Annotated in this window: 22 protein-coding genes and 1 tRNA gene; 19 read left to right on the plus strand and 4 right to left on the minus strand. The window is 73.9% G+C overall.

Features of this window, described 5'->3' with window-relative positions:
- Positions 1–66 precede the first annotated feature (66 nt).
- The 5 genes from H5V45_RS00075 (at position 67) to H5V45_RS00095 (ending at position 9,261) form a co-directional block, all read left to right on the plus strand.
- Positions 67–969, plus strand: a complete 903-nt coding sequence (locus H5V45_RS00075; RefSeq protein WP_185251050.1) for an MBL fold metallo-hydrolase — start codon at positions 67–69, stop codon at positions 967–969.
- Positions 944–4,477, plus strand: coding sequence for an adenylate/guanylate cyclase domain-containing protein (locus tag H5V45_RS00080; protein ID WP_185251051.1), 3,534 nt, complete (start codon positions 944–946; stop codon positions 4,475–4,477). The genes H5V45_RS00075 and H5V45_RS00080 overlap by 26 nt, the downstream gene beginning before the upstream one ends.
- Before the next feature lie 78 nt (positions 4,478–4,555).
- A complete protein-coding gene (gene ald, locus H5V45_RS00085) occupies positions 4,556–5,680 on the plus strand; it encodes an alanine dehydrogenase (protein WP_185251052.1) in 1,125 nt (374 codons plus the stop codon).
- 6 nt (positions 5,681–5,686) lie between these two features.
- A complete protein-coding gene (gene xerD / locus H5V45_RS00090; protein ID WP_425491416.1) occupies positions 5,687–6,628 on the plus strand; it encodes a site-specific tyrosine recombinase XerD in 942 nt (313 codons plus the stop codon).
- Entirely contained in the window at positions 6,628–9,261 is a 2,634-nt protein-coding gene (locus tag H5V45_RS00095) for a DEAD/DEAH box helicase (protein WP_185251054.1), read from the plus strand. Before xerD ends, H5V45_RS00095 begins: the two co-directional genes overlap by 1 nt.
- A 93-nt stretch (positions 9,262–9,354) precedes the next feature.
- Here H5V45_RS00095 and H5V45_RS00100 read toward each other — a convergent pair whose 3' ends face one another.
- Positions 9,355–10,482, minus strand: coding sequence for a glycosyl hydrolase (locus tag H5V45_RS00100; RefSeq protein ID WP_246415931.1), 1,128 nt, complete (start codon positions 10,480–10,482; stop codon positions 9,355–9,357).
- Between the two features lie 128 nt (positions 10,483–10,610).
- Between H5V45_RS00100 and H5V45_RS00105 the strand changes: the two genes are divergently transcribed.
- The 11 genes from H5V45_RS00105 to der all read left to right on the plus strand — a co-directional run bounded on the left by H5V45_RS00105 (position 10,611) and on the right by der (position 19,182).
- On the plus strand, positions 10,611–10,913 hold the full coding sequence (locus tag H5V45_RS00105; protein WP_185251056.1) for a GNAT family N-acetyltransferase: 303 nt from the start codon (positions 10,611–10,613) through the stop codon (positions 10,911–10,913).
- A gap of 257 nt (positions 10,914–11,170) precedes the next feature.
- Entirely contained in the window at positions 11,171–12,157 is a 987-nt protein-coding gene (locus H5V45_RS00110) for a ParA family protein (RefSeq protein ID WP_185254378.1), read from the plus strand.
- Positions 12,142–12,498, plus strand: a complete 357-nt coding sequence (locus H5V45_RS00115) for a hypothetical protein (RefSeq protein ID WP_185251057.1) — start codon at positions 12,142–12,144, stop codon at positions 12,496–12,498. Before H5V45_RS00110 ends, H5V45_RS00115 begins: the two co-directional genes overlap by 16 nt.
- A gap of 4 nt (positions 12,499–12,502) precedes the next feature.
- Positions 12,503–13,390 carry a segregation and condensation protein A gene (locus tag H5V45_RS00120; protein WP_185251058.1) on the plus strand — a complete coding sequence of 296 codons (888 nt, stop codon included), beginning with the start codon at positions 12,503–12,505 and terminating at the stop codon, positions 13,388–13,390.
- Positions 13,387–14,049, plus strand: coding sequence for an SMC-Scp complex subunit ScpB (gene scpB, locus H5V45_RS00125; RefSeq protein ID WP_185251059.1), 663 nt, complete (start codon positions 13,387–13,389; stop codon positions 14,047–14,049). Before H5V45_RS00120 ends, scpB begins: the two co-directional genes overlap by 4 nt.
- Positions 14,046–14,801 carry a pseudouridine synthase gene (locus H5V45_RS00130; protein WP_185251060.1) on the plus strand — a complete coding sequence of 252 codons (756 nt, stop codon included), beginning with the start codon at positions 14,046–14,048 and terminating at the stop codon, positions 14,799–14,801. The genes scpB and H5V45_RS00130 overlap by 4 nt, the downstream gene beginning before the upstream one ends.
- Before the next feature lie 55 nt (positions 14,802–14,856).
- A complete protein-coding gene (gene aroH / locus H5V45_RS00135; protein ID WP_185251061.1) occupies positions 14,857–15,252 on the plus strand; it encodes a chorismate mutase in 396 nt (131 codons plus the stop codon).
- Entirely contained in the window at positions 15,245–16,306 is a 1,062-nt protein-coding gene (locus H5V45_RS00140) for a prephenate dehydrogenase (RefSeq protein ID WP_185251062.1), read from the plus strand. The genes aroH and H5V45_RS00140 overlap by 8 nt, the downstream gene beginning before the upstream one ends.
- 40 nt (positions 16,307–16,346) lie before the next feature.
- On the plus strand, positions 16,347–17,057 hold the full coding sequence (cmk, locus tag H5V45_RS00145) for a (d)CMP kinase (protein WP_185251063.1): 711 nt from the start codon (positions 16,347–16,349) through the stop codon (positions 17,055–17,057).
- Positions 17,054–17,815 carry a 1-acyl-sn-glycerol-3-phosphate acyltransferase gene (locus tag H5V45_RS00150; RefSeq protein WP_185251064.1) on the plus strand — a complete coding sequence of 254 codons (762 nt, stop codon included), beginning with the start codon at positions 17,054–17,056 and terminating at the stop codon, positions 17,813–17,815. The genes cmk and H5V45_RS00150 overlap by 4 nt, the downstream gene beginning before the upstream one ends.
- Positions 17,812–19,182: a ribosome biogenesis GTPase Der gene (gene der / locus H5V45_RS00155; protein ID WP_185251065.1), complete on the plus strand. Its 1,371-nt coding sequence runs from the start codon at positions 17,812–17,814 to the stop codon at positions 19,180–19,182. Before H5V45_RS00150 ends, der begins: the two co-directional genes overlap by 4 nt.
- Here der and H5V45_RS00160 read toward each other — a convergent pair.
- Entirely contained in the window at positions 19,179–19,706 is a 528-nt protein-coding gene (locus tag H5V45_RS00160; protein WP_185251066.1) for a sigma-70 family RNA polymerase sigma factor, read from the minus strand. The genes der and H5V45_RS00160 overlap by 4 nt on opposite strands.
- Position 19,707: 1 nt before the next feature.
- Positions 19,708–20,493, minus strand: a complete 786-nt coding sequence (locus H5V45_RS00165) for a hypothetical protein (protein WP_185251067.1) — start codon at positions 20,491–20,493, stop codon at positions 19,708–19,710.
- A gap of 168 nt (positions 20,494–20,661) precedes the next feature.
- Here H5V45_RS00165 and H5V45_RS00170 point away from each other — a divergent pair, with 168 nt between their 5' ends.
- The 3 genes from H5V45_RS00170 to H5V45_RS00180 all read left to right on the plus strand — a co-directional run bounded on the left by H5V45_RS00170 (position 20,662) and on the right by H5V45_RS00180 (position 22,192).
- Complete coding sequence (locus tag H5V45_RS00170; RefSeq protein ID WP_185251068.1) at positions 20,662–21,672, plus strand: hypothetical protein; 1,011 nt, start codon at positions 20,662–20,664, stop codon at positions 21,670–21,672.
- A gap of 39 nt (positions 21,673–21,711) precedes the next feature.
- Positions 21,712–21,785 (plus strand) — tRNA-Pro (locus H5V45_RS00175).
- 92 nt (positions 21,786–21,877) lie between these two features.
- Complete coding sequence (locus H5V45_RS00180; protein ID WP_185251069.1) at positions 21,878–22,192, plus strand: hypothetical protein; 315 nt, start codon at positions 21,878–21,880, stop codon at positions 22,190–22,192.
- Between the two features lie 16 nt (positions 22,193–22,208).
- Here the strand turns inward: H5V45_RS00180 and H5V45_RS00185 are convergent, their stop codons facing one another.
- Positions 22,209–23,456, minus strand: coding sequence for a LicD family protein (locus tag H5V45_RS00185; RefSeq protein WP_185251070.1), 1,248 nt, complete (start codon positions 23,454–23,456; stop codon positions 22,209–22,211).
- Between the last annotated feature and the right edge of the window lie 9 nt (positions 23,457–23,465).

Genomic DNA, 23,465 nt, shown 5'->3' on the forward strand with positions numbered 1-23,465 from the left:
GATCGCGTGTGCGCGGGCGTCCGATGTGGCACCGTGAGCGCACTCAGGGAAACGGGGAGCACGGGGTTGAAGGTCACGTTCTGCGGCGTCCGGGGATCGACGCCCGCGCCGGGTTCGGCGTTCGTCCGCTACGGCGGCCAGACGTCCTGCGTCGCCGTCTCGCTGGGTGACGACGCCCCGCACCTGCTGCTCGACGCCGGCACCGGCCTGATCGCCGTCACCCCGCTGCTCGGCGGCGAGCCCTTCGACGGCTCGATCCTGCTGGGGCACCTGCACTGGGACCACACCCACGGCATGCCGTTCTTCGCCGGCGGCACCGCGCTGGGCAGCCGCGTCGCGATCCACATCCCCGAGCAGGGCGACTCGGCCGAGTCCGTCCTGGAGCGCGCCGTCTCGCCGCCGCACTTCCCGATCGTGCCGTCGCAGCTCGGGCCCGGCTGGTCGTTCACCGGGCTGCCGGAGGGCACGCACGCCCTCGAGGGGTACGACGTGCTGGCCCGCGAGATCCCGCACAAGGGCGGCCGCGCCTTCGGCTACCGCGTCGCGCACGGCGGCGCGTCGCTGGCCTACCTCTCCGACCACAGCCCGACCTCGGTCGGGCCCGGCCCGGACGACCTGGGGGAGCGGCACGAGTCCGCCCTCGCGCTGGCCGACGGCGTCGACGTGCTGATCCACGACTCGCAGCACCTGCAGGCGCAGTTCCCCGACGTGCAATTCCTCGGCCACGCGAGCGTCGAGTACGGCGTGCAGCTCGCCCGGGAGGCCGGCGCGAAGGCCTACGCGCTGTTCCACCACGACCCCCAGCGCACCGACGACGAGGTCGACGCGATCCTCGAGCACGCGCGGGGCCTCGCCGGCGACGACCTGGCCGTCGTGGCGGCGTACGAAGGCCTGGTGCTGGACCTCACCGTGCCGATCGACCAGCACACGGAGGGAGCGTCGGGTGCCCCTGCAGTGCGGTTCCTGTAACGCGCAGAGCCCGGACGGCGCCAAGTTCTGCCTCGAGTGCGGCTCGCCGCTCGCCCGCCGCTGCCCCTCGTGCGGCACCCCGGACGCCGGTGGCAAGTTCTGCATCGAGTGCGGGACGCCGATGGCCGCCGCTGCGACCGCCGCGGCCCCGGCCGCCACGTCGTCCCAGCCGGTCTCCGAACGGCGCACCACGACCGTCCTCTTCGGTGACCTGGTGTCGTTCACGACGCTGTCGGAGTCGCGCGACCCCGAGGAGGTCCGCGAGCTGCTGAGCGCCTACTTCGCCACGGCGCGCACCGTCGTGGGCCGCTACGGCGGGACGATCGAGAAGTTCATCGGCGACGCCGTGATGGCGGTCTGGGGCGTGCCGGTCTCCCACGAGGACGACGCCGAGCGGGCCGTGCGCGCCGGGCTCGACCTCGTCGCCGCGGTCGCCGAGCTCGGCGAGTCCGTCGGCGCCCCCGAGCTGGCGATGCGGGTCGGGATCGTGACCGGGTCGGTCGCGGTCACCCTCGGCGCGGTCAACGAGGGCATGGTGGCCGGCGACGCGGTGAACACCGCGGCCCGGGTGCAGACGGCCGCCGACCCCGGCACGGTCTGGGTCGACCAGGAGACCTACGGGCTCACGTCCGCGGCGGTGGCCTTCAGCGACCGGGGCGAGCACGCCCTCAAGGGCAAGGCCGAGCCGGTCCGCCTGTTCCGCGCCGACGCGGTCGTCGCGGCGGTCGGCGGCGCGCAGCGCGTCGACGGCCTCGAGGCGCCGATGGTCGGGCGGGACCGCGAGCTGCGCCGGGTCAAGGACCTCTTCCACGCCACCCAGGAGGACGGTCGCGCCCGGATCGCGCTCGTCACCGGCGAGGCCGGGCTCGGGAAGAGCCGGCTGGGCTGGGAGTTCGAGAAGTACGTCGACGGTCTCAACGACGAGTTCCGTTGGCACCGGGGCCGCTGCCTGTCCTACGGCGACGGCGTGGCCTTCTGGGCCTTCGCCGAGATGGTCCGCTCGCGCCTGGGGATCCTCGAGGGCGACGAGGCCGGCGAGGTCGACCGCAAGCTCCGCGCCGGCGTCGAGGCCGTCTGCGCCACCCCGAGCGAGGCGGCCTGGCTGACCCCGCGGATCGCGGCGCTGCTCGGCAGCGGCGCCGGCACCTTTGACCGGACCGACCTGTTCGCCTCGTGGACGACCTTCCTCGAGCGGGTCGGCGGCGACCTCCCGGTCGTGCTGCTCTTCGAGGACTTCCAGCACGCCGACACCGGCCTGCTCGACCTCGTCGAGCACCTGCTCGAGACGATCCGGGCGCGCCTCTACGTCCTCACCTTCACCCGCCCCGAGCTCCTCGAGCGCCGCCCCACCCTGGCCGCCAGCCGCCGCGCCACGCTCGTCGACCTGCCGCCGCTCGGCGATGAGGCGATGAGCGTGCTGCTCGACGGGCTGGTCGCCGACCTGCCGTCCCGGGCCCGCCAGGCCCTCGTGTCGCGCGCCGCCGGCGTCCCGTTGTACGCCGTGGAGACGGTGCGCTCGCTGATCGACCGTGACGCCGTGGTGGCGCGCGAGGGCCGCTACGTCTTCGTCGACCACGACCACGCCCGGGTCGACCTCGACCAGCTGCAGGCGCCGACGAGCCTGCAGACGCTGATCGCCGCCCGCCTGGACACGCTCACCCCGCAGGAGCGCCGGGTCGTCCAGGACGCCAGCGTCCTCGGCCTGACCTTCCGGCTGTCGGCCCTCGAGGCGCTGTCGGGCCTCGGCGCCCACGAGCTGGACGCACCGCTCGCCGGCCTGGTCCGCAAGGGCGTGCTCGGCACCCAGAACGACCCCCGCTCACCCGAGCTCGGGCAGTACCGCTTCGTCCAGGCGATCGTCCGCGAGGTCGCCTACAGCACCCTGGCCCGCAAGGACCGGCGGCTGCTGCACCTGGCCGCGGCCGACCACCTCGAGCAGGAGGAGGCGGCCGAGTCGCTGGCGGGCGTGATCGCCCAGCAGCTGCTGGACGCGCTCGAGGCCAGCAGCGCCGACGACCCCGACCGTCAGGTCGTCACCGACCGGGCGCGCGGGCTGCTGGTCGCGGCCGCGCAGCGCGCCCAGTCGCTCGGCTCGCAGGACGAGGCGCTGCGCCAGCTCCTCGCCGCGATCGCCCTGCACCCGCTGCCCGAGGAGGACGCCCGCCTCCACCTGCTGGCCTGCCAGGCCGCCTTCCACGCCGGCCTCCCCGGTCAGGCGGAGGAGCTCTCGACGCGCGCGGCCGTCCTCGGCCGTGAGGTGGGGGATGCGTCGGCCGCGGCCTCCGCGCTGGTCTACCTCGCCCGCACCCGGATCCAGCAGGGTCGCCCGCGCGAGGCCGGGCAGGCCGCCGACGAGGGGATCGAGCTGGTCGACGGCACCGAGGACCGCGCCGGCCGGGGGGTCGAGATCGAGCTGCTGATGGCGCGCGGTGCCAGCAGCCGGGCCCTGGGGGACTACGCCCAGCAGCAGGCGGCGACGCTCCGGCTGCTACCCCTCGCCGACGACTTCCGTGACCCCGCGCTGCGGGTCCGGGCGCTCAACGCGCTGGGCCTGATGCTGACCGACCTGCGCAGCCCCACGGCGTACCTCGCCGTGCTGGAGCGGGCGGTGAAGATCGCCCGCGAGGAGCGGCTGCTCGGCGAGCTGCTGCGCTCGCTCAACAACATGATCTCCGAGACCTACACCGAGGACCTGGCCGCCGCCGCCGAGATCGCCGCCGAGGCGGTGGTCGTCGCCCGGCAGGTCGGCGAGAGCCAGCAGACCGAGCACGGCCTGATCAACGCCGGCTTCACGTGGTGGCTGCGCGGCGACTGGGACGAGGCGCACGCACACCTCCGGGAGTGGCTGGACGGCCACGAGCCGACCGCGATGGCCAGCACCCTGCGGCTGATCCAGGCGTTCGTGCTGACGGCCCGCGGTGAGCCGCTGCCCGACGGGCGGCTCGCCGACTCCGAGGACGCCTACGAGCAGTACGGCGCCGACCTGGTCACCGCGCTGCGGGTCCGCGCCACCGGGGACGTCGCGACCGCGGCACGCCTGGCCGCTGAGGCCGGGCGCCGGCAGTACGGCTCGCTGGAGACCTACGAGGACATCGAGGTCCAGCTGCCGGTGGCCGTGGAGCTGCAGCTGGAGGCGGGCGACCTGACGACGGCCCGCGAGCTGCTCGGGATGTTCGAGCCGCTCGCCGGCGAGCGCGGCCGGGCGATCACCCGCGGCGAGCTCCCGCGGCTGCGGGCGCTGGTCGCCCTGGCCGCCGGCGAGGACCCCGAGACCGACCTGCGGGAGGCCGAGAGCGCCCACGCGGCCTACGGGGCGCCGTACCTCCTCGCGCGCACGCGCCTCGACCTCGGCCGGTGGCTCCTCGGGCGGGATCGTCGCGACGAGGCGCTGCCGCTGCTGGCCGCGGCCCGCGAGGTCTTCGCCCGGCTCGGTGCCCACCCGTCGCTCGCCGACGTGGACGCGCTCGACCCGGCTCCCGCCCTGACGACGACGGGCGTCGGGGCGTGACGCAGCCCACGGCCTGCTGGGAGTAGTGTCTCGGCGTCGTCTCAGAGTCGAGGCGGTCGGAGACATGGAGGAGCACAGGTGAAGGTCGGCGTCCCGAAGGAAGTCAAGAACCACGAGTACCGCGTCGCGATCACGCCCATCGGCGTGCACGAGCTGGTCGCCCACGGGCACGAGGTCTTCATCGAGACCGGGGCGGGCGTCGGCTCGTCCATCTCCGACGACGAGTACGTCGGCGCCGGGGCGCAGATCGTCCCCGACGCGGACGCCGCGTGGGGCACCGACGGCTCCATCGACCTGGTCCTCAAGGTCAAGGAGCCCGTGTCCGAGGAGTACCACCGGATGCGCGAGGGCCTGACCCTCTTCACCTACCTCCACCTCGCCGCGGACAAGCCGCTGACCGAGGAGCTGCTGAAGCGCAAGGTCACCGGCATCGCCTACGAGACCGTCCAGCTGCCCTCGGGCGGGCTGCCGCTGCTCTACCCGATGTCCGAGGTCGCGGGCTGCCTGGCGCCCCAGGTCGGCGCCTACTCGCTGCTCAAGGCCCAGGGCGGCCGCGGCACGCTGATGGGCGGCGTCGGCGGCGTCGCAAACGCCAAGGTCGTCATCATCGGTGCCGGTGTGTCCGGGCAGAACGCCGCGAACATCGCCCTCGGCATGGGCGCCGACGTCACGCTGCTCGACACCGACCTGGACAAGCTGCGGATGTCGTTCTGGCGCTACAACAACCAGGTTCACGGCCTGGCGTCCTCCAAGCTCGCGATCGAGCAGCAGGTGATGGAGGCCGACATGGTCATCGGCGCGGTCCTGATCCCGGGCGCCAAGGCCCCCAAGCTGGTCACCAATGACCTGGTCTCGCGGATGAAGCCGGGCTCCGTGCTCGTCGACATCGCCGTCGACCAGGGCGGGTGCTTCGAGGACACCCACGCGACCACGCACGCGGACCCGACCTACACCGTGCACAACTCGACGTTCTACTGCGTCGCGAACATGCCCGGCGCGGTCCCGAATACCTCGACGTACGCCCTGACCAACGCGACCATGCCGTACGCCGTCGCGCTGGCCAACAAGGGCTGGGCCCAGGCCTGCCGCGACGACCACTCGCTCGCCCTGGGCCTCAACACCCACGCCGGCCTGCTCACCAACGGACCCGTCGGCGAGGCCGTGGAGATCGACGCGGTGTCGCTGGACTCCGTGCTGGCGTAGGTGCCGGTGAGCGCGGCGGACGGGATCACGCGGGCGGTCCGCACCTACCTCGACCACCTGTCGGTCGAGCGGGGGCTCGCGGCGAACACCCTGTCGTCGTACCGCCGTGACCTGCGGCGCTACCAGCAGTACCTCGCCACCTCGGGCATCGAGGACCTCGGCGGCATCTCGGAGGCGACGGTGTCGGGCTTCCTGATGCGGCTGCGCGAGGGCGACGCCGACCACCCGCCGCTGAGCGCGACGTCGGCCGCGCGGACGGTGGTCGCGGTGCGGGGGTTCCACAAGTTCGCGGTCGCGGACGGCCTGGCGACCCTCGACCCGGCCAGCGCGGTGAAGCCGCCGTCGCCGGCCAAGCGGCTGCCCAAAGCGCTGCCGCTCGCGGACGTCGAGGCGATCCTCGAGGCGGCGGGTGCGTCCGGCACCACGCTCGCGCTGCGCGACCGGGCGCTGCTCGAGGTGCTCTACGGGACCGGGGCGCGGATCTCCGAGGCCGTGGGGCTCGACGTCGACGACCTCGACACCGTGGACGGGACCGTGCTGCTGCGCGGCAAGGGCAGCAAGGAGCGGATCGTGCCGGTCGGGTCGTTCGCCCGCGAGGCGGTCGACGCCTACCTCGTCCGGGGCCGGCCCGAGCTCGTCGCCGCCTCGACGGCGGCCAGCACCGGGGGAGCGATGTTCCTCAACGCCCGCGGCGGACGGCTGTCGCGCCAGTCCGCGTGGGCGGTGCTCGTGAAGGCGGCCGAGCGGGCCGGCGTCACCCGCGACGTCTCCCCGCACACGATGCGGCACTCGTTCGCCACGCACCTGCTCGACGGCGGCGCCGACGTGCGCGTCGTGCAGGAGCTGCTCGGCCACGCGTCGGTGACGACCACGCAGGTCTACACGCTGGTCACGGTCGACAACCTGCGCGAGGTCTTCGCGACCGCGCACCCACGGGCGAGGGACTGATGGCCCCGACCGGCGGGGGCTTCGCGTGGCCGCGCCCGGGAGCCGGCGTCGACGCGGTCTACGACGCCGTCACCGCGTGGTCCGAGCGGCAGGGGCTGGCTCTCTACCCGCACCAGGACGAGGCCGTCCTCGAGCTGCTGTCCGGCAACAACGTCATCCTCGCGACGCCCACCGGCTCCGGGAAGTCGCTCGTGGCCATGGCCGCGCACGCCGCGGCGCTGGCCGACGACCGGGTCAGCTTCTACACCGCCCCGATCAAGGCGCTCGTGAGCGAGAAGTTCTTCGCGCTGTGCGAGGTGTTCGGCGCCGAGAACGTCGGCATGCTCACCGGCGACGCCGCGGTCAACGCCGAGGCCCCGATCATCTGCTGCACCGCCGAGGTGCTGGCCAACATCGCGCTCCGCGAGGGCGACCAGGCCGACGTCGGGCTCGTCGTGATGGACGAGTTCCACTTCTACGCCGAGCCGGACCGCGGCTGGGCCTGGCAGGTGCCGCTGCTGACGCTGCCGCAGGCGCAGTTCCTGCTCATGTCCGCCACCCTCGGGGACGTCAGCCGCTTCGTCGAGGACCTCACCCGGCGCAACGGCCGCGAGACCTCGGTCGTCGACGACGCCGAACGCCCGGTGCCGCTCACCTTCACCTACGCGCTCACCCACCTGCAGGAGACCCTCGAGGAGCTGGTCACCACCCAGCAGGCGCCGGTGTACGTCGTGCACTTCACGCAGGTCGCCGCCATCGAGCACGCGACCTCGCTGCTGACGAGCATCGTCGGCCGCAGCGCGAGCCGGGAGACCCGCGACGCCATCGCCGAGCGGATCGCCGGCTTCCGCTTCGCCGCCGGCTTCGGCAAGACCCTGTCCAAGCTGCTGCGCAGCGGGATCGGCGTCCACCACGCGGGGATGCTGCCGCGCTACCGCCGCGTCGTCGAGCAGCTCGCCCAGGACGGCCTGCTGCAGGTCATCTGCGGCACCGACACCCTCGGCGTCGGCATCAACGTGCCGATCCGGACCGTGCTCTTCACCCGCCTCGCGAAGTTCGACGGCAACCGGCAGCGGGTGCTGCGGGCCCGCGAGTTCCTCCAGATCGCCGGCCGGGCTGGGCGCGCGGGCTTCGACACGGCGGGGTACGTCGTCGTGCAGGCGCCCGAGCACGTCATCGACAACGAGAAGGCCAAGGCGAAGGCGGACGCCAAGAACGCCGGCATGAGCGTCGAGAGGCAGGCCAAGCGCAAGAGCAAGGCCCAGCTCAAGAAGGCCCCCGACGGCGCCGTGGTCTGGAGCGAGCAGACCTTCGACAAGCTCGTGGCCGGGGTCCCCGAGCCGCTGGTGAGCCGGATGAAGGTCGACAACGCGCTGCTCATCAACGTGCTCGCCCGCGAGGAGGACGCCTTCCCGGTGCTCCGGCGGCTGCTGAACGACAACCACGAGGAGCGCCGCAACCAGCTCCGGCTGTCCCGGCGGGCGCTGCGGCTGAGCCGCAGCCTGCTGCGCTCGGGGGTGCTGACCCGGCTCGACGAGGTCGACGAGTACGGGCGCCGCTACATCCTGACCGTCGACCTCCCGGCCGACTTCGCGCTCAACCAGCCGCTCTCGCACTTCGCCCTGGCCGCCCTGGACGTGCTGGACCCCGAGTCCCCGTCGTACACGCTCGACATCGTGTCGGTGATCGAGGCGGTGCTGGAGGGGCCGCGCCAGATCCTGATGGCCCAGCAGCACGCCGCGCGCGGCGAGGCCGTGGCGGAGATGAAGGCTGACGGCATCGAGTACGAGGAGCGGATGGTCCTCCTCGACCAGATCACCTGGCCGCAGCCGCTCGCCGAGCTGCTCGGGGCGACGTACGAGATCTACCGCGAGCGGCACCCGTGGCTGCGCGAGGACGCGCTGTCGCCGAAGTCGATCGTGCGGGAGATGTACGAGCAGGGGATGAGCTTCACGGACTTCGTCGGCCGCTACCAGCTGGCGCGGTCCGAGGGCCTGGTGCTGCGGTACCTCACCGACGCCTACCGGACGCTGCGGCAGACCGTGCCCGAGGCGCACCGGACGCCCGAGCTCGAGGACCTCGTCGAGTGGCTGGGGGAGAGCGTGCGGCAGACCGACTCGTCGCTGCTCGACGAGTGGGAGGCGCTCACGGACCCCGAGGCCGTGCACCGGATCGCGCTCGCGCTGGCCGAGAACCGTCCCACCGCGTCGGCGCGGCCGATCTCGCAGCAGGAGCGGCCGTTCCGCGTCATGGTGCGCAACGCGATGTTCCGCCGCGTCGAGATGGTGGCCCGCGACGACCTCGACGGGCTGATGAAGCTCGAGCGCGCGGCCGCCGACCGCACCGAGCCGCCGCGCGAGGTCGAGATGGGCCGCTCCGCGTGGGACGCGGCGCTGGAGGAGTACTTCGCCGAGCACGACGAACTGCGCACCGACGCGAACGCCCGCGGGCCGAAGCTGCTCGTCGTCGAGCCGGCCTCCGGGCGGCCCGCAGGGGCCGACGAGGAGGCCGTGGCGCGCCTGTGGCGGGTCCGGCAGGTGCTCGACGACCCCGAGGGCCACCACGACTGGGTGATCGACGCGGTCGCCGACCTCGACGCCTCCGACGAGGCCGGCGAGCTGGTGCTGGCGACCGTGGCGATGCACCGGCTCTGACGTGGCGGACCTGCGGACGTCATCGGATCCGTGGGTGATAGCGCTCGGACCCGATGACGTCCGGGGGCTGCTGGGACCGACCTGCCCGGCCGGTCAGGGCCGGATCGAGCAGAGCCCGCCGGGGCAACCGTGCAGCCAGGCCCGCCCGCCGCGCAACGAGCTGATCTGCTTGCGGCCGGAGATGCCGTCGGCGCCGGTGCCGTCGTCGAACCACAGCATCGACCAGAGCGGTCGGACCCGGGCCTCGCGGACGGTCCGGGTGATCCGGGCCGGGCGCCAGGTGCCGTCGGCGCTGCCCTGCGGGCCGACCTCGGTGACGGCCATCCGGCGGACGCGCGACGCGACGTCCTCCCAGCCGGTCAGGTCGACCCGGTCGGCGGCGTTGCGGGTGCCGCGCTCGGGGTCGTAGGTGTCGATCCCGGCCACGTCCACGTGCGCCGGGACCAGGCGGCCGGGGTGCTGGATCCAGGAGCCGGCCCGGGCCGCGAACGCGTAGGACCACAGCAGGTTGTGCACACCCGCGTCGGCGGCCCGCTGCTGCATCAGCGCCCAGACGGCCCGGTAGGTCGCCGGCTTCGGGTGGCCCCACCAGAACCAGTCGCCGTTGGCCTCGTGCAGCGGGCGGAACACGACGGCGGCCGGGGGGAAGAGGCCGCCGTCGCCGGACTGCAGACGGGTGAGGAGCCCCAGCATCCGGTCGTAGTCGGCCCAGAAGGCCTGGGCCTCGGGCGTCGTGGGGTCGAGGAGGGCGCCGAGGTCGTGCCAGGTGCGGTCGAAGGAGGAGCCCGCCGTGTGCGGGTTGGGGCCGTGCCAGGACGCCGTCAGCACCGCGCCGTCCTCGGCCAGCTGGAGCAGCCGTTGCAGCGGCGGGTCGGTGAAGGCGTAGGTCTCGCCGTCCGCGAGCTCCCCGACGTCGAAGCCGACCACGGCGACCTCGTCGGGTGCGAGCCGGGTCAGGGGGTCGAGGTACGCCGCGTTGGAGACGTTCAGCTGCTGCCCGATCCCCATCCGACGGGTGGAGCGCCAGCCGTCGAGGCGGGCCGCCAGGCAGCGCGTCTCGAGGGTCGCCTGCGGGTCGACGGGGGCGACGACGGGGGAGCAGGCCAGCAGGCGCGGGTCGGGGGTCGCGGCGGCGGCCGGTGTCGCGGCGCCCGCGACCGGCGACAGCACCGCCGCGAGCAGGCCCGCCACGAGCACCCTCGGGGCCCACGGGCGACGCATCGACACCGACCCAGTGTCGCAGCGCTCGCGGCGTCCGGCAGGCGAACCGCGAGGCAGGCACGCCGACGTCCCCGGCGTACGGCCGGCGGCGTGCGCGGCCGGTGCGCCCCCACCCGTAGGCTCGGGACATGGCTGACACCGACACCGTCGAGACCACCCACAACGCCGACGAGCACCGCTACGAGGCCCGGATCGGCGGCGAGCTCGCCGGCGTCGCGGTCTACGAGCTCGAGGACCGGCACGCCGGCCCGGTGATCGTCTTCACCCACACCGAGGTCGACGACGCCTTCGAGGGCAAGGGCGTCGGCTCGGCCCTGGCCCGCTTCGCCCTCGACGACGTGCGCCGCACCGGCGAGCGCCGCGTCGTCCCGCAGTGCCCGTTCATCAAGGGCTGGATCGACAAGCACCCGGACTACGCCGACCTCGTCTGAGCGGCTCGGTTGTCCACAGGTGAGTGCACAGGCGAGGCCCTGCCTGTGCACCTGACCGGGGCCGATTCCACAATCCGTGCACAGATTGCCCCGCGGGGCTGGGGGTTTCGGGGATCGCCTTGTCGCCCGTCCGAGCCCGGGTCTAGTCTCGCCCGCGTGCTCGGCCACAAGTCGCCGAGTCGACAATCAGCACAGATGCGGGAGTGGCAATGAGCGGTGGCGGCACGTTCGGTCCGTACGGCAGCAGCGCCTCCGAGATGCCTCCCCTGGTGCGCACGCCCGTGCCCACCCCGACCCCCACAGAACAGGCAGCCCAGGCCACCGTGAGCGACCCCCTGCCCTTCGAGCGCCCCCCGGCCCCGCCGGCCGCGGCCTCCGCCCCCGACCAGGCCCCCGCCGAGGTCAAGCTCGGCCCCACCGGCCGGCCGATGATCGACATCCCCGAGCCCGGCCCCGTGCGCAGCACCGGCCACGCCCGGGTGATCTCGATGTGCAACCAGAAGGGCGGCGTCGGCAAGACGACGACGACCATCAATCTCGGTGCCGCGCTCGCGGAGTACGGCCGCAAGGTGCTGCTCGTCGACTTCGACCCGCAGGGCTCGCTGTCGGTCGGCCTCGGGCTGAACCCGCACGAGATGGACCTGACCATCTACAACCTGCTCATGCAGCGCGACGTGACCGTCGACGACGTGATCGTGCCGTCCGGGGTGCCGGGCATGGACCTGCTGCCCTCGAACATCGACCTGTCCGCCGCCGAGGTCCAGCTCGTCCACGAGGTCGCCCGCGAGCAGACCCTGCAGCGGGTGCTGGCCCCGGCCGTCGAGCGGTACGACGTCATCCTGATCGACTGCCAGCCGTCGCTCGGCCTGCTCACGGTCAACGCGCTCACCGCGTCGGACGGCGTCATCGTGCCGCTGGAGTGCGAGTACTTCGCCCTGCGCGGCGTCGCGCTGCTCAAGACGACCATCGACAAGGTCCGCGAGCGGCTCAACCCGAAGCTGGAGATCGACGGCGTCCTCGGCACGATGTTCGACGGCCGCACCCTGCACAGCCGCGAGGTCATGGACCGCCTGGTCCAGGCCTGGGGCGACAAGGTCTTCCACACCGTCATCCGGCGCACCGTGAAGTTCTCCGACGCCACGGTCGCGGGCGAGCCGATCACGTCGTACGCCTCGTCGTCGACCGGCGCGGACCACTACCGGATGCTGGCCAAGGAGGTGCTGGCCCGGTGCCTCGACGGGTGAGCCTGCCGGCCGCCGACGACCTCTTCCGCCCGACCGCGCCCGGGGACAAGGCCGTCCGGGCCGTCCCGGACGCCCCCGAGGAGGCCGCAGCCGAGCCGGCGGCGGGGGAGAAGGCCCCGAAGAAGCCGAGTGGCCGGGTCCGGCACGACGAGAAGATGACCGTCTACGTCACCTCCGACGAGCTGCTCGACCTCGAGCATGCCCGGCTGGCGCTGCGCCGCTCGCACGGGATGGCCGTCGACCGGGGTCGGCTGGTCCGCGAGGCCGTCGCGCTGGTCCTGGCCGACTTCGAGACGCACGGCGACGACAGCGCTCTGGTCCGACGGCTGAGCGCGGAATGACCCGATGACGGCCGCCACCGGAGCGCTGGAGACGCCGGCGGACGGTGCGGCCCCGTCGTTCGAGCTGCACCTCGCCAACTTCGAGGGCCCCTTCGACCTGCTGCTGAGCCTGATCTCCAAGCACAAGCTCGACATCACCGAGGTGTCGCTGTCGCAGGTGACCGACGACTTCATCGCCTTCGTGAAGATCGGCGGCAAGGCCTGGGACCTCGAGCAGACCACGTCGTTCCTGCTCGTCGCCTCCACGCTGCTCGACCTCAAGGCCGCGCGGCTGCTGCCGCAGGGCGACGTCGAGGACGAGGAGGACCTCGCGCTGCTCGAGGCTCGTGACCTCCTCTTCGCCCGGCTCCTGCAGTACCGCGCGTTCAAGCAGGTCGCCGGCGTCCTCGAGACCCGCCTCAGCGACGAGTCGCGGCGCCACGCCCGCTCGGTCGGCCTCGAGGAGCGCTTCGCCTCGCTGCTGCCGGAGGTGCTGATCGGCATCGGGCTCGACCAGTTCGCCGCGCTGGCCGCGAAGGCGCTCGAGCCCAAGCCGCTCCCCGAGGTCTCCCTGCACCACATCCACGCCAACCGGGTCAGCGTCCGCGAGCAGGCCGGGATCGTCGTCGACCGGCTCAAGCGCAGCGGCACGATGACCTTCCGCGCCCTGTGCGGAGACTCCCCGGACACCCTCACGACGGTGGCGCGCTTCCTCTCGCTGCTCGAGCTCTTCCGCGAGGGGGCCGTGGCCTTCGACCAGGTCACCCCGCTCGGCGAGCTCACCGTTCGCTGGACCGGTGACGAGGACGCCGACATCGAGATCACCGACGAGTTCGACGGCGCCCCGCCCGAGGACCCGCCCGCCGAGGACGCGCCCACCGAGGCCCCCGCCGCACCAGGAGAAGACGCATGACCGAGGTCCCGACCGGTTCGACCACCGACGGCGCCGGCGAGGGCGAGCACCTCGACGTCCCGGTCGCCGAGCTGCGGCCGTCGCTCGAGGCTGTGCTGATGATCGCCGACCAGCCGCTGGACTCGATGACGCTGGCCTCCGCGGTCGGGCACCCGGTCGTCGAGGTCGAGGCGGCGCTGGCCGCCCTCGCCGACGAGTACACCCAGCAGGGCCGCGGCTTCGAGCTGCGCAACGTCGCGGGCGGCTGGCGCTTCTACTCCCGCGAGGAGTACGCCGTCGTGGTCGAGGGCTTCGTGCTCGACGGCCAGCAGGCACGGCTCACGCAGGCGGCGCTCGAGACGCTGGCCGTGGTGGCCTACAAGCAGCCCGTCTCGCGGGCCCGGGTCTCCGCGATCCGCGGGGTCAGCGTCGACGGCGTGATGCGCACCCTGCTCACCCGCGGGCTGGTCGAGGAGGCCGGCCAGGACCACGAGACCGGCGCCAACCTGTACCGCACCACGACGTACTTCCTCGAGCGGATCGGGGTGACCTCGATCGACGAGCTGCCCGAGCTGGCGCCGTACCTCCCCGACATGGATGACTTCGAGGACGAGCTGGAGCGGGTGGCTGCCTCCGGGATGCCCGCGCCGACGCCGGCCGGCGATACGGTCGGGGAGTGATCGCCACCGACGACGAAGGCCTCGTCCGCCTCCAGAAGCTGCTCGCCCAGTCGGGCGTCGCCTCGCGCCGCAAGTGCGAGGAGCTGATGCTGGACGGCCTGGTCGAGGTCGACGGCGAGATCGTCACCCGGCTCGGCACCAAGGTCGACCCCACGACGGCGGTGATCCGCGTGGACGGCAAGCGCCTGCCGCCGATCTCGCCGCACGTCTACCTGGTGCTGAACAAGCCGCGCGGCGTCGTCTCGACGATGGCCGACCCCGAGGGGCGCCGGAACCTCAGCGACGTGGTCGCCGACCGTCCCGAGCGGCTCTTCCACGTCGGCCGGCTCGACACCGACACCTCGGGCCTGCTGCTGATGACCAACGACGGCGACTTCGCCCAGCGGATGGCGCACCCGTCGTACGAGGTCGACAAGACGTACGTCGCCGAGGTGGACGGCGAGGTCACCAAGGAGACCGTGGCGACCCTCCTGGCCGGTGTCACGCTCGAGGACGGGCCGGTCACGGTCTCGCAGGCGCGGATCATCAGCGTCTCGGGGCGCGGGCGCGGCGCGAAGTCGATCGTCGAGCTGGTCATCCACGAGGGGCGCAACCGGATCGTGCGCCGGCTGCTCGAGGAGCTCGAGCACCCCGTCCGCCGGCTGACCCGCACCGCGATCGGCCCGGTGAAGCTCGAGGGCATCGAGTCCGGGGCGCTGCGCGACCTCACGCTCGCCGAGCTCGGCGAGCTGCTGGACGCCGCGCAGCTCTGAGCGCGCGGCCCACTAGCCTTGACGCGGTCAGTGGACACCGAGACGAGGAGCAGACGTGGCAGTGCGAGCGGTCCGGGGCGCGACGCAGCTCGAGGAGGACGTGCGCGACCACATGCTCGAGCGCGTCGCCGAGATGGTGACGGACGTGATGACGTCGAACGGCCTCGAGGTCGACGACTTCATCTCGGTGATCTTCACCGCCACCTCCGACCTGGTCTCGGAGTTCCCGGCCTACGCCGCCCGGCGCCTCGGCTTCGGTGACGTCCCGCTGATCTGCGCGCGCGAGCTCGAGATCGCGGGCTCGATGCCGCGCGTCGTGCGGATGATGGCCCACGTCGAGACCGACCTGCCGCGCGCCGACATCACCCACGTCTACCTCCACGGGGCCGCCGCCCTCCGCAGCGACCTGACCCGGGTCCGCTCGGTGCCCGACGAGAGCGCCGATGCCTGACCTGGTCGGCCCCGTCGAGGTCGTCGGCGCCGGCCTGCTGGGCACCTCGATCGGTCTGGCCTGCCGCCGGGCCGGGCTCGAGGTGCTGCTGAGCGACCTGTCGGCGGAGAACGTCCGCACCGCCTCCGGGCTCGGTGCCGGTCGTGCCCGCCGCGCGGACGACGTGCCGCAGCTGGTCGTCGTGGCCGTGCCGCCGGACCACCTCGGTGCCGAGATCGCCCGGGCCCTGGCCGCCTCGGACGCCGTGGTGACCGACGTCGGCAGCATCAAGACCGAGCCGCTGCGGGCCGTGGCGCACGAGCCCGGGGTGGAGCGGTACGTCGGCAGCCACCCGATGGCGGGCAGCGAGCGCTCCGGGCCGCTCGCGGGGAGCGCCGCGCTGTTCGACGGTCGCCCGTGGGCGGTGACGCCGCACCGGGGCTCGACGCCCGGCGCCGTACGCCTCGTCGAGGAGCTGGCCGTGCTGTGCGGAGCCGTCCCGGTCACGCTGACCCCCGACGAGCACGACCTGGCGGTCGCCCGCACCTCGCACCTGCCGCACCTGGTCGCGGTGCTGATGGCGGGACGGCTGGCCGACGCGCCGCCCGAGCACCTCGCGCTGTCCGGGCAGGGCGTCCGCGACGTCACCCGCGTCGCCGGGGGAGACCCCGCGCTGTGGGAGCAGATCGTGACCGGCAACGCGGACGCGGTGCTCGGCCTGCTCGGTGAGGTCCGCGGCCAGCTCGACGTGCTCATCGACGCGGTCGCCAGCGGCACCCGCGACCGGCTCGGGGAGCTCCTGGCCCTGGGCGTCGCCGGCACCCGGGCGATCCCCGGCAAGCACGGTGGGCCGACCCGTCCGATGCGCTCGGTCTTCGTCTCCGTGCCCGACCACCCGGGCGAGCTGGCCCGCCTGTTCGCCGACGCGGGCGCGAGCGGCACCAACATCGAGGACGTGCACATCGACCACGACCCGGGACGCCCGGTCGGGCTCGTCGAGCTGCTCGTCGAGGAGGACGGCGCGGAGCAGCTTCTCGGCTCTCTCGAATCTCGCGGATGGGTGACCCACCGGTAGGCTGCGGGCTGCCCAGCACGCCGTCCGAAAGCAGTTTCCCGTGTCCGACCGCGCCTCCCGCCCCGCCGCCGACCCGCACGCCCTGGTGGTGGCCATCGACGGTCCCTCCGGGTCCGGCAAGTCGAGCACCTCGCGGGGCGTCGCCGCACGGCTGGGGCTGCGCTACCTCGACACGGGCGCGATGTACCGCGCGATGACGTGGTGGATGCTGCGCGCCGGGATCGACGTCCACGACGCCGGCGCGGTCGCGCACCGCGTGGACGAGGCCCGGATCGAGTCCGGCACCGACCCGCTCGGCCCCACGATCACGGTCGACGGCGTCGACGTGGCCGAGGCGATCCGCGGCGAGGACGTCACCGGCTCGGTCTCGCCGGTCAGCGCCGTCCCCGAGGTCCGGGCCCGCCTGCTGCAGCTGCAGCGCGACATCATCGCCGACGGCGTGCGCCACGGCGGGATCGTCGTCGAGGGCCGCGACATCGGCTCGGTCGTCGTGCCCGACGCCCCGGTCAAGGTGTACCTGACCGCCGACGCCAACGCCCGCGCGCTGCGCCGGGCCGCCGAGGAGGGCGGGTCCGACGTGACCGCCACCGAGGCCTCGCTCCTGGCCCGCGACAAGATCGACTCCGGGCGCGCCGTGTCGCCCCTCGTGATGGCCGAGGGCGCCGTCCACATCGACACCACGCCGTACTCCCTGGTCGAGGTCGTCGACCAGGTGGTCGCGCTCGTGGAGGCGGTGGAGGCACCCGCGTGACCGCCTCCCACCACCACGAGCTGCCGCGCACGGACCGCACCCGCCACCCGGTCCGGCTGTTCCTCTACTCCCCGCTGCGGCCGCTGGCCCGTGCCCTCGTCCGGCGACGCTTCGCGGTGCGCCTGCACGGCACCGAGCACGTCCCCGCGCACGGCCCGGTCGTCTTCGCGAGCAACCACATCGGCGTGGCCGACGGGCCGCTGCTCGGGATCTTCGCGCCGCGGCCGGTGCACGCGCTGACCAAGTCCGAGATGTTCCGGGGGCCGATGAGCGGCTTCCTGCGCGCCTCGGGCCAGATCCCGCTGGACCGCTTCCACACCGACCCGGCCGCGGTGAAGTCGTGCCTGCGGGTGCTGCGCGACGGTCGCGCCGTGGGCATCTTCCCCGAGGGCACCCGCGGTGCCGGCGACCTCGCGCGCTTCCACCGCGGCGCGGCGTACGTCGCCCTCGTGTCCGGCGCCCCCGTGGTGCCCGTCGCGATGCTCGGCACCCGCGAGCCCGGCGCCGGCACGAACGCCCTGCCGCCCCGCGGCGGCACCGTCGACATCGTCTTCGGCGCCCCCCGGAGCGTCCCGGCGGTGCCCTGGCCCCGCACGAAGGAACAAGTCGAGCGGGTCTCGCTGTTGCTCCGAGAGCACCTGCTGGTCCACGTGGACCACGCCGTGGCGTCGACCGGCCGCCCGCTGCCCGGTCCGCTGCCCCCCACCGACGTAGAACGCGACCCCAACACCGGGGTCACCGAGCAAGGAGCATCATGAGCCAGGGCCACCCCGAGCCCCCCGACACCGACGCGACCGGCGAGAGCCTGGGACCCGTCCCGATCCTCGCGGTCGTGGGACGGCCGAACGTCGGCAAGTCCACCCTGGTGAACCGCATCATCGGCCGCCGTGAGGCGGTCGTGGAGGACGTCCCCGGCGTCACCCGGGACCGCGTGTCGTACGACGCCAACTGGAACGGCCGCGCCTTCACGGTCGTCGACACCGGTGGCTGGAACCCCGACGCCCGCGGCCTCGCCGAGCAGATCGCGGCCCAGGCCGAGATCGCGATCGGGCTCGCCGACGCCGTCCTCTTCGTCGTCGACGCGACCGTCGGCATCACCGACACCGACGCCGCGGTCGTCAAGATCCTGCGCGCCTCGAAGAAGAACGTCGTCCTCGCGGCCAACAAGGTCGACGACCAGCGCACCGAGGCCGAGGCCTACGGTCTGTGGAACCTCGGGCTGGGCGAGCCGTACTGCGTCTCCGCGCTGCACGGCCGCGGCTCCGGCGACATGCTGGACGCGATCCTGGCCGCGCTGCCCGAGCCCCCGCCGGAGCGCATCGGCGAGGTCGGCGGCCCGCGCCGGATCGCCATCGTCGGCAAGCCCAACGTCGGCAAGTCCTCGCTGCTCAACCAGCTCGCCCAGGAGCAGCGCGTCGTCGTCGACAACGTCGCCGGCACCACCGTCGACCCCGTCGACGAGCTGATCGAGCTCGGCGGCCAGACCTGGCGCTTCATCGACACCGCGGGCATCCGCAAGCGGGTCAAGGAGGCCTCGGGCCACGAGTACTACGCCTCGCTGCGCACCAGCACCGCCATCGACCGTGCCGAGGTGGCCGTCCTGGTCATCGACGGCGGCGAGTCGATCTCGGAGCAGGACCTGCGGATCATCCAGACGATCCGCGACGCCGGCCGGGCGCTGGTCATCGCGTTCAACAAGTGGGACCTCGTCGACGAGGAGCGCCGCTACTACCTCGAGCGCGAGATCGAGCGTGAGCTCGTGCAGGTCCAGTGGGCGCCGCGCATCAACGTGACCGCCCGCACCGGCTGGCACGTCGACCGCCTCGTCCCCGCGCTGGAGAAGGCGCTCGCCGGCTGGGAGACCCGGATCTCGACCGGGCAGCTCAACGCCTTCCTCGGGCGGCTCGTCGCCGAGCACCCGCACCCGGTCCGCAGCGGCAAGCAGCCCAAGATCCTCTTCGGCACCCAGGCGGCCACCGCGCCGCCGACGTTCGTGCTGTTCACCAGCGGCAAGCTGGACCAGGGCTACGAGCGCTACATCGAGCGCCGCCTGCGCGAGGAGTTCGGCTTCGTCGGCACGCCGATCGTGCTCCAGCAGCGCCCCCGCGAGAAGCGCAAGCGCTAGCAGCCGGCCCCGACCTGCTCGACGAGCCGGGCGACCTCGGGGTCGTCGGCCAGGCGGCGCCGGGCCCGGTGCAGCCGGACCCGGGCCGTCCCGGGACGCAGGTCGAGGCTGACGGCCGCCTCCGCGACCGTGAGCCCCTCCCAGACCGTCAGCATCAGCAGCTCGCGGTCCTGCTCGGGCAGGGCGGCCAGCGCGCGGTGGACGACCGCGTCGCGGTCGTCCGGGCTCGGGGCGTGCTCGGCGGCGCCGCTCGCCTCGTCGCGCCGGGCCAGGTCGCGGGTGGCGTGCCGGACGGCCGCCTGCCGGCGTACCTGCGCGAGGACGAGGCGGCGGGCCACCCCGAAGAGCCAGGCCCGGTGCAGCTCGGGTGCCGGGAGGTCGCCGCGGCGCTGCCAGGCGATGACGAACACCTCGCCGAGCAGGTCGTCGGCCTCCACCCCGACGCGGCGGCGCAGGTAGCGCAGCACCTCGGGCGCCGTCGCCCGGAAGAGCTCCTCGAACGCCTCGGGCGTCACGTCGGGCACGTCACGAACCGCCGCGGAGGTCTGCCCGCCGGGGATCGCCCGGAGGCAGCGCCTCGGGCAGGTCCGGGATGAGCGCGAGCGGGCAGTAGACCTCGGCTGCGAGGGAGGCACCCATCGCCCGGACGCTGGTGCCGCGGGCGGCCTGCGCGACGCCCGCCAGCCAGTCGAAGCGCTCCGGCTCGAGGCGCTGCAGGACGACGACGGCGTCCCAGTCGGTCGCGCCCACCAGGGCGTCGGTGGCCTGCTGGACACCTGGCCGGTCGCCGGCGCGGGTGGCGCGTGCCCAGGTGCTCGCCCAGGAGCAGACGGCGTCGTTGGCCACGAAGCCCGCCATCGCACTGGTGCTGACCCGGACCGGCTCACCCTCGATGCCGCGGCGCTGGTCGGCCACCTGGGCGTCGAGGGAGAGCTGCCGGGCCTCGTCGGACGGGAACGGGATGCCGGTGGTCTCGTCGGCCACGACCTGGCGGAAGTCCTCGCCCCGCGGGTCGAGCTCCTCGCCGGGCCCGCCCGCCTGCCAGTCCTCGCGGTCGACGTACTGACCCGTGCGGCTGGAGAGCACGTCCGCCGCCGCCGTACCGCCCAGCCCGAGCAGCGCGGCGGCCGCGAGGCCCGCGACGACGGTGCGGCCGGGTCGCCGCCGTGGGCCGGACGACGGCATCGAGGTGACGACCTGCTGCCAGGCACGGTCGAGCGCGGCGCGGTCGAGCGTTTCGTCGGCGTCCCGCGAGCGCGCCGGGTCGGCGCCGCGGAGCAACGTCTCGTGCCGGTCGGTCCAGTCGTTCATCGGGCAACCCCCTGCGGGTGAGTATCGGTTCCTGCAGGGAAGTGCGGGGGCGTTACAGGCCAGGACGCGGGAAGCACCCGACACGCCGCGGTCACGGTGCTTCCTGCGTCGTGACGTACGCCGTGACGGTGTCGTGACGGGCGCCCGCGCAGGCGCTACCGTCGGCAGGTGCGCCGACTCGTCGTCCCGCTGGTCGCCCTCCTGGCCCCGTCCCTGCTCGGCCCGGTGGCGCCGTCGGGAGCGTCGGAGGCCCGGGAAGCGGGGGAGAGGCCGGTGGCCCACACCTCCTGCCGGGTCTTCCCGGCCGACAACTACTGGCACGCCGACGTCAGCGCGCTGCCCCGGCACCCGCGCAGCCGGCAGTGGCTGCGGCACATGTCGCCGGAGGTGGCTCTGCACCCGGACTTCGGCCCGTCGTACGGCGACGGCCCCGGCTACGGCATCCCGGTGACCGTCGTCCGACCGGGACACCGCCGGGTGCGGGTGCGCTTCGACTACGCCGACGAGAGCGACCGGGTGCGCTACCCCCTGGGCCGGGACACCCGCATCGAGGGCGGCCGCGGCTCCGGCGGTGACCGGCACGCGATCGTGGTCGACCGGGGAGCCTGCCGGCTGTACGAGACCTACGCGACGCGGGCGACCGCCTCGGGCTGGCGCGCGGGGTCGGGCGCGGTGTGGTCGCTGGACAGCAACGACCTGCGCCCGGACGGCTGGACCTCGGCGGACGCGGCCGGGCTCCCGATCCTGCCCGGGCTGCTGCGGTGGAACGAGGTCAGGGCGCGGCACGTCGACCACGCGATCCGCTTCACCACCGACGTCACGAGCCGGCACCACCTCTGGCCGGCCCGCCACGACGCGGGGTCCCGCGACTCGCTGGCCTATCCGCCGATGGGCGCCCGCTTCCGGCTCAGGGCGGGCTTCCGCCCGGAGGGGTTCTCCGCCGGCGCCCGGGCGGTGGTCGCCGCGATGAAGACCTACGGCCTGGTGCTCGCCGACAACGGGTCCCCGTGGTTCTTCCAGGGCGAGCGGAACGCCCACTGGCCGACCCGGCTGGTGGAGGACCTGAAGCGGATCCCCGCCTCGGCGTTCGTCGCCGTCGACACCTCGGGCCTGCAGGTCTCGGCGGACAGCGCCGCCACGCAGCAGCCCGATTCCGAGTTGGGCACCGGCCTGCGATAGTGTTCACTCGCTCGTGCGAGGCCCGTCCTCGCGAGCACTCGGGCTGTAGCGCAGCTTGGTAGCGCACTTGACTGGGGGTCAAGGGGTCGCAGGTTCAAATCCTGTCAGCCCGACCGAGAAGCAGCAGGTCAGAGGCCGTTTCCGCCGGTGGCGGGGACGGCCTCTGCTGCGTTCCGCGTTCGGACGCCGGGGCTAGGCTCGGGACATGACCGCGACGCTGGAGCCCTGCTCGGCCGACGAGGTCTACTCCCGGCACCTCGAGCCCCGGGTCCGGGGCCGGGTGCACCGGGCGGTCGACGTGGTGCTGGACCTGTGGTGCGCGACCACGGGCGGCACCTTCGAGCTCACCAGCACCGGGGACGTCGTCGTACGACGTCGGCACGACGGCACCGAGGAGCTCCGGGTGTTCGGGGGCACCCCGCAGGCGGCGGCGCCGCTGCTCGACCAGCTCGACGAGGACCTCGCGACGCTGAGCCCGGACCACTTCCGCGTGGTGTGGGGCCTCGACCCGACCGGCTGAGCCGGCCCGGCGCGCATCACGCCTGGCGCGGGTCCTGCCGGTCGATCTCGGCGACGAAGTCGGCGAACCGCTCCCGGGCGCGCGCCCAGTCGAAGCGGAACGACGGGTCGCTGGTGCTCCAGCCGGGGCCGTAGTTCCGCTCCAGGAACGGCACGGGGTGCCGCGGCAGGCGGACGGTCGAGCCGTGCACCAAGCGCTCGGCGAGCGGCAGCAGGTCGGTGGCGGCGACGTCGCCCGGCGTGTGCGGCCACACGTGCGCGCGACCCCCGATCACCCAGGCGGGGAACACGTCGACCCCCAGGCCGTCGCTGGAGACGAGCTTGCAGTGGGTGCGTGAGCCGCCGGTGGGATCGGTGCGCAACAATCCGGCGTCCGCGAGCTGGGCCTTGAGGTCGTTCCACGCGCGGACGACCTCGGGCAGGCTGTCGCCGCGCAGCACCACGGCGAGGTCGACGTCGTCGTCGTGCGCGATCAGGCGCCCGTCGCGGACCAGCCCGAGCAGGGTGCCGGAGTTCACGAAGGTGGGGTGGCCCAGCGCCGCCAGCCGGTCACCGAGCCGGGCGACCTCGGCCCACACCTCGTCGGCGTCCCGGGCGGAGAGCGGGAAGCGGTAGCCGTGCCGGACCAGGACGTGCGGACGGGTCGCGCGTCCCAGGTCGGCCCAGAGGTCGTCGAAGGCGGTCTCGGTGCCGGCCGCCGCGTGCGCCGCCCGCAGCTGCTCGAGCCGTCGGTGGGTCGCCTTCGGGTGACGGCGGAAGAGCCCGTCGACGAGGACCCGGGCCTCGACCCAGCGGACGTCGCGGTCCGGGTCGGGGACCTTGCTGAGCGTGCGGCGGAGGGTGGCGTACGTCGTCGCGTCCCGTGCCTGCTCGTCCTCGTCCGCCAGCCGCGCGACCCGGGCGCGCACCCGCTCGACCCGGGGGTCGCCCACGACCCGGGTCGCCAGGACGGTGCGCCGGCCGGCGGCGTCCACGACGGCGAGCTCGACGCGGCCCCGGACCTCCAGCCCGGCCGAGCGGAAGCGGGCCCGCTCGCTGGTGCCGGCCCCCTCGAACCGCTCGGCCACTGCGGGGGAGCGCAGGCCCCAGGCCGCGGTCACCGGGTTGCCGTCCACCAGGAGCTGGGGCGTGAGCGCCGCGGACCAGCGCCCGTCGAGGACGAGCACACCCTCCACGACCACCCGCCCGGCCTCGTCGGGCGGGGGGAGGCGGCGGAGCGCCGCGTGCTCGACCCCGCGCGGGCGTGGTCCTGCCGCCCGCGTCATGGCTGCATC

The organism is Nocardioides luti (assembly GCF_014212315.1).
GTDB lineage: Bacteria > Actinomycetota > Actinomycetes > Propionibacteriales > Nocardioidaceae > Nocardioides > Nocardioides luti.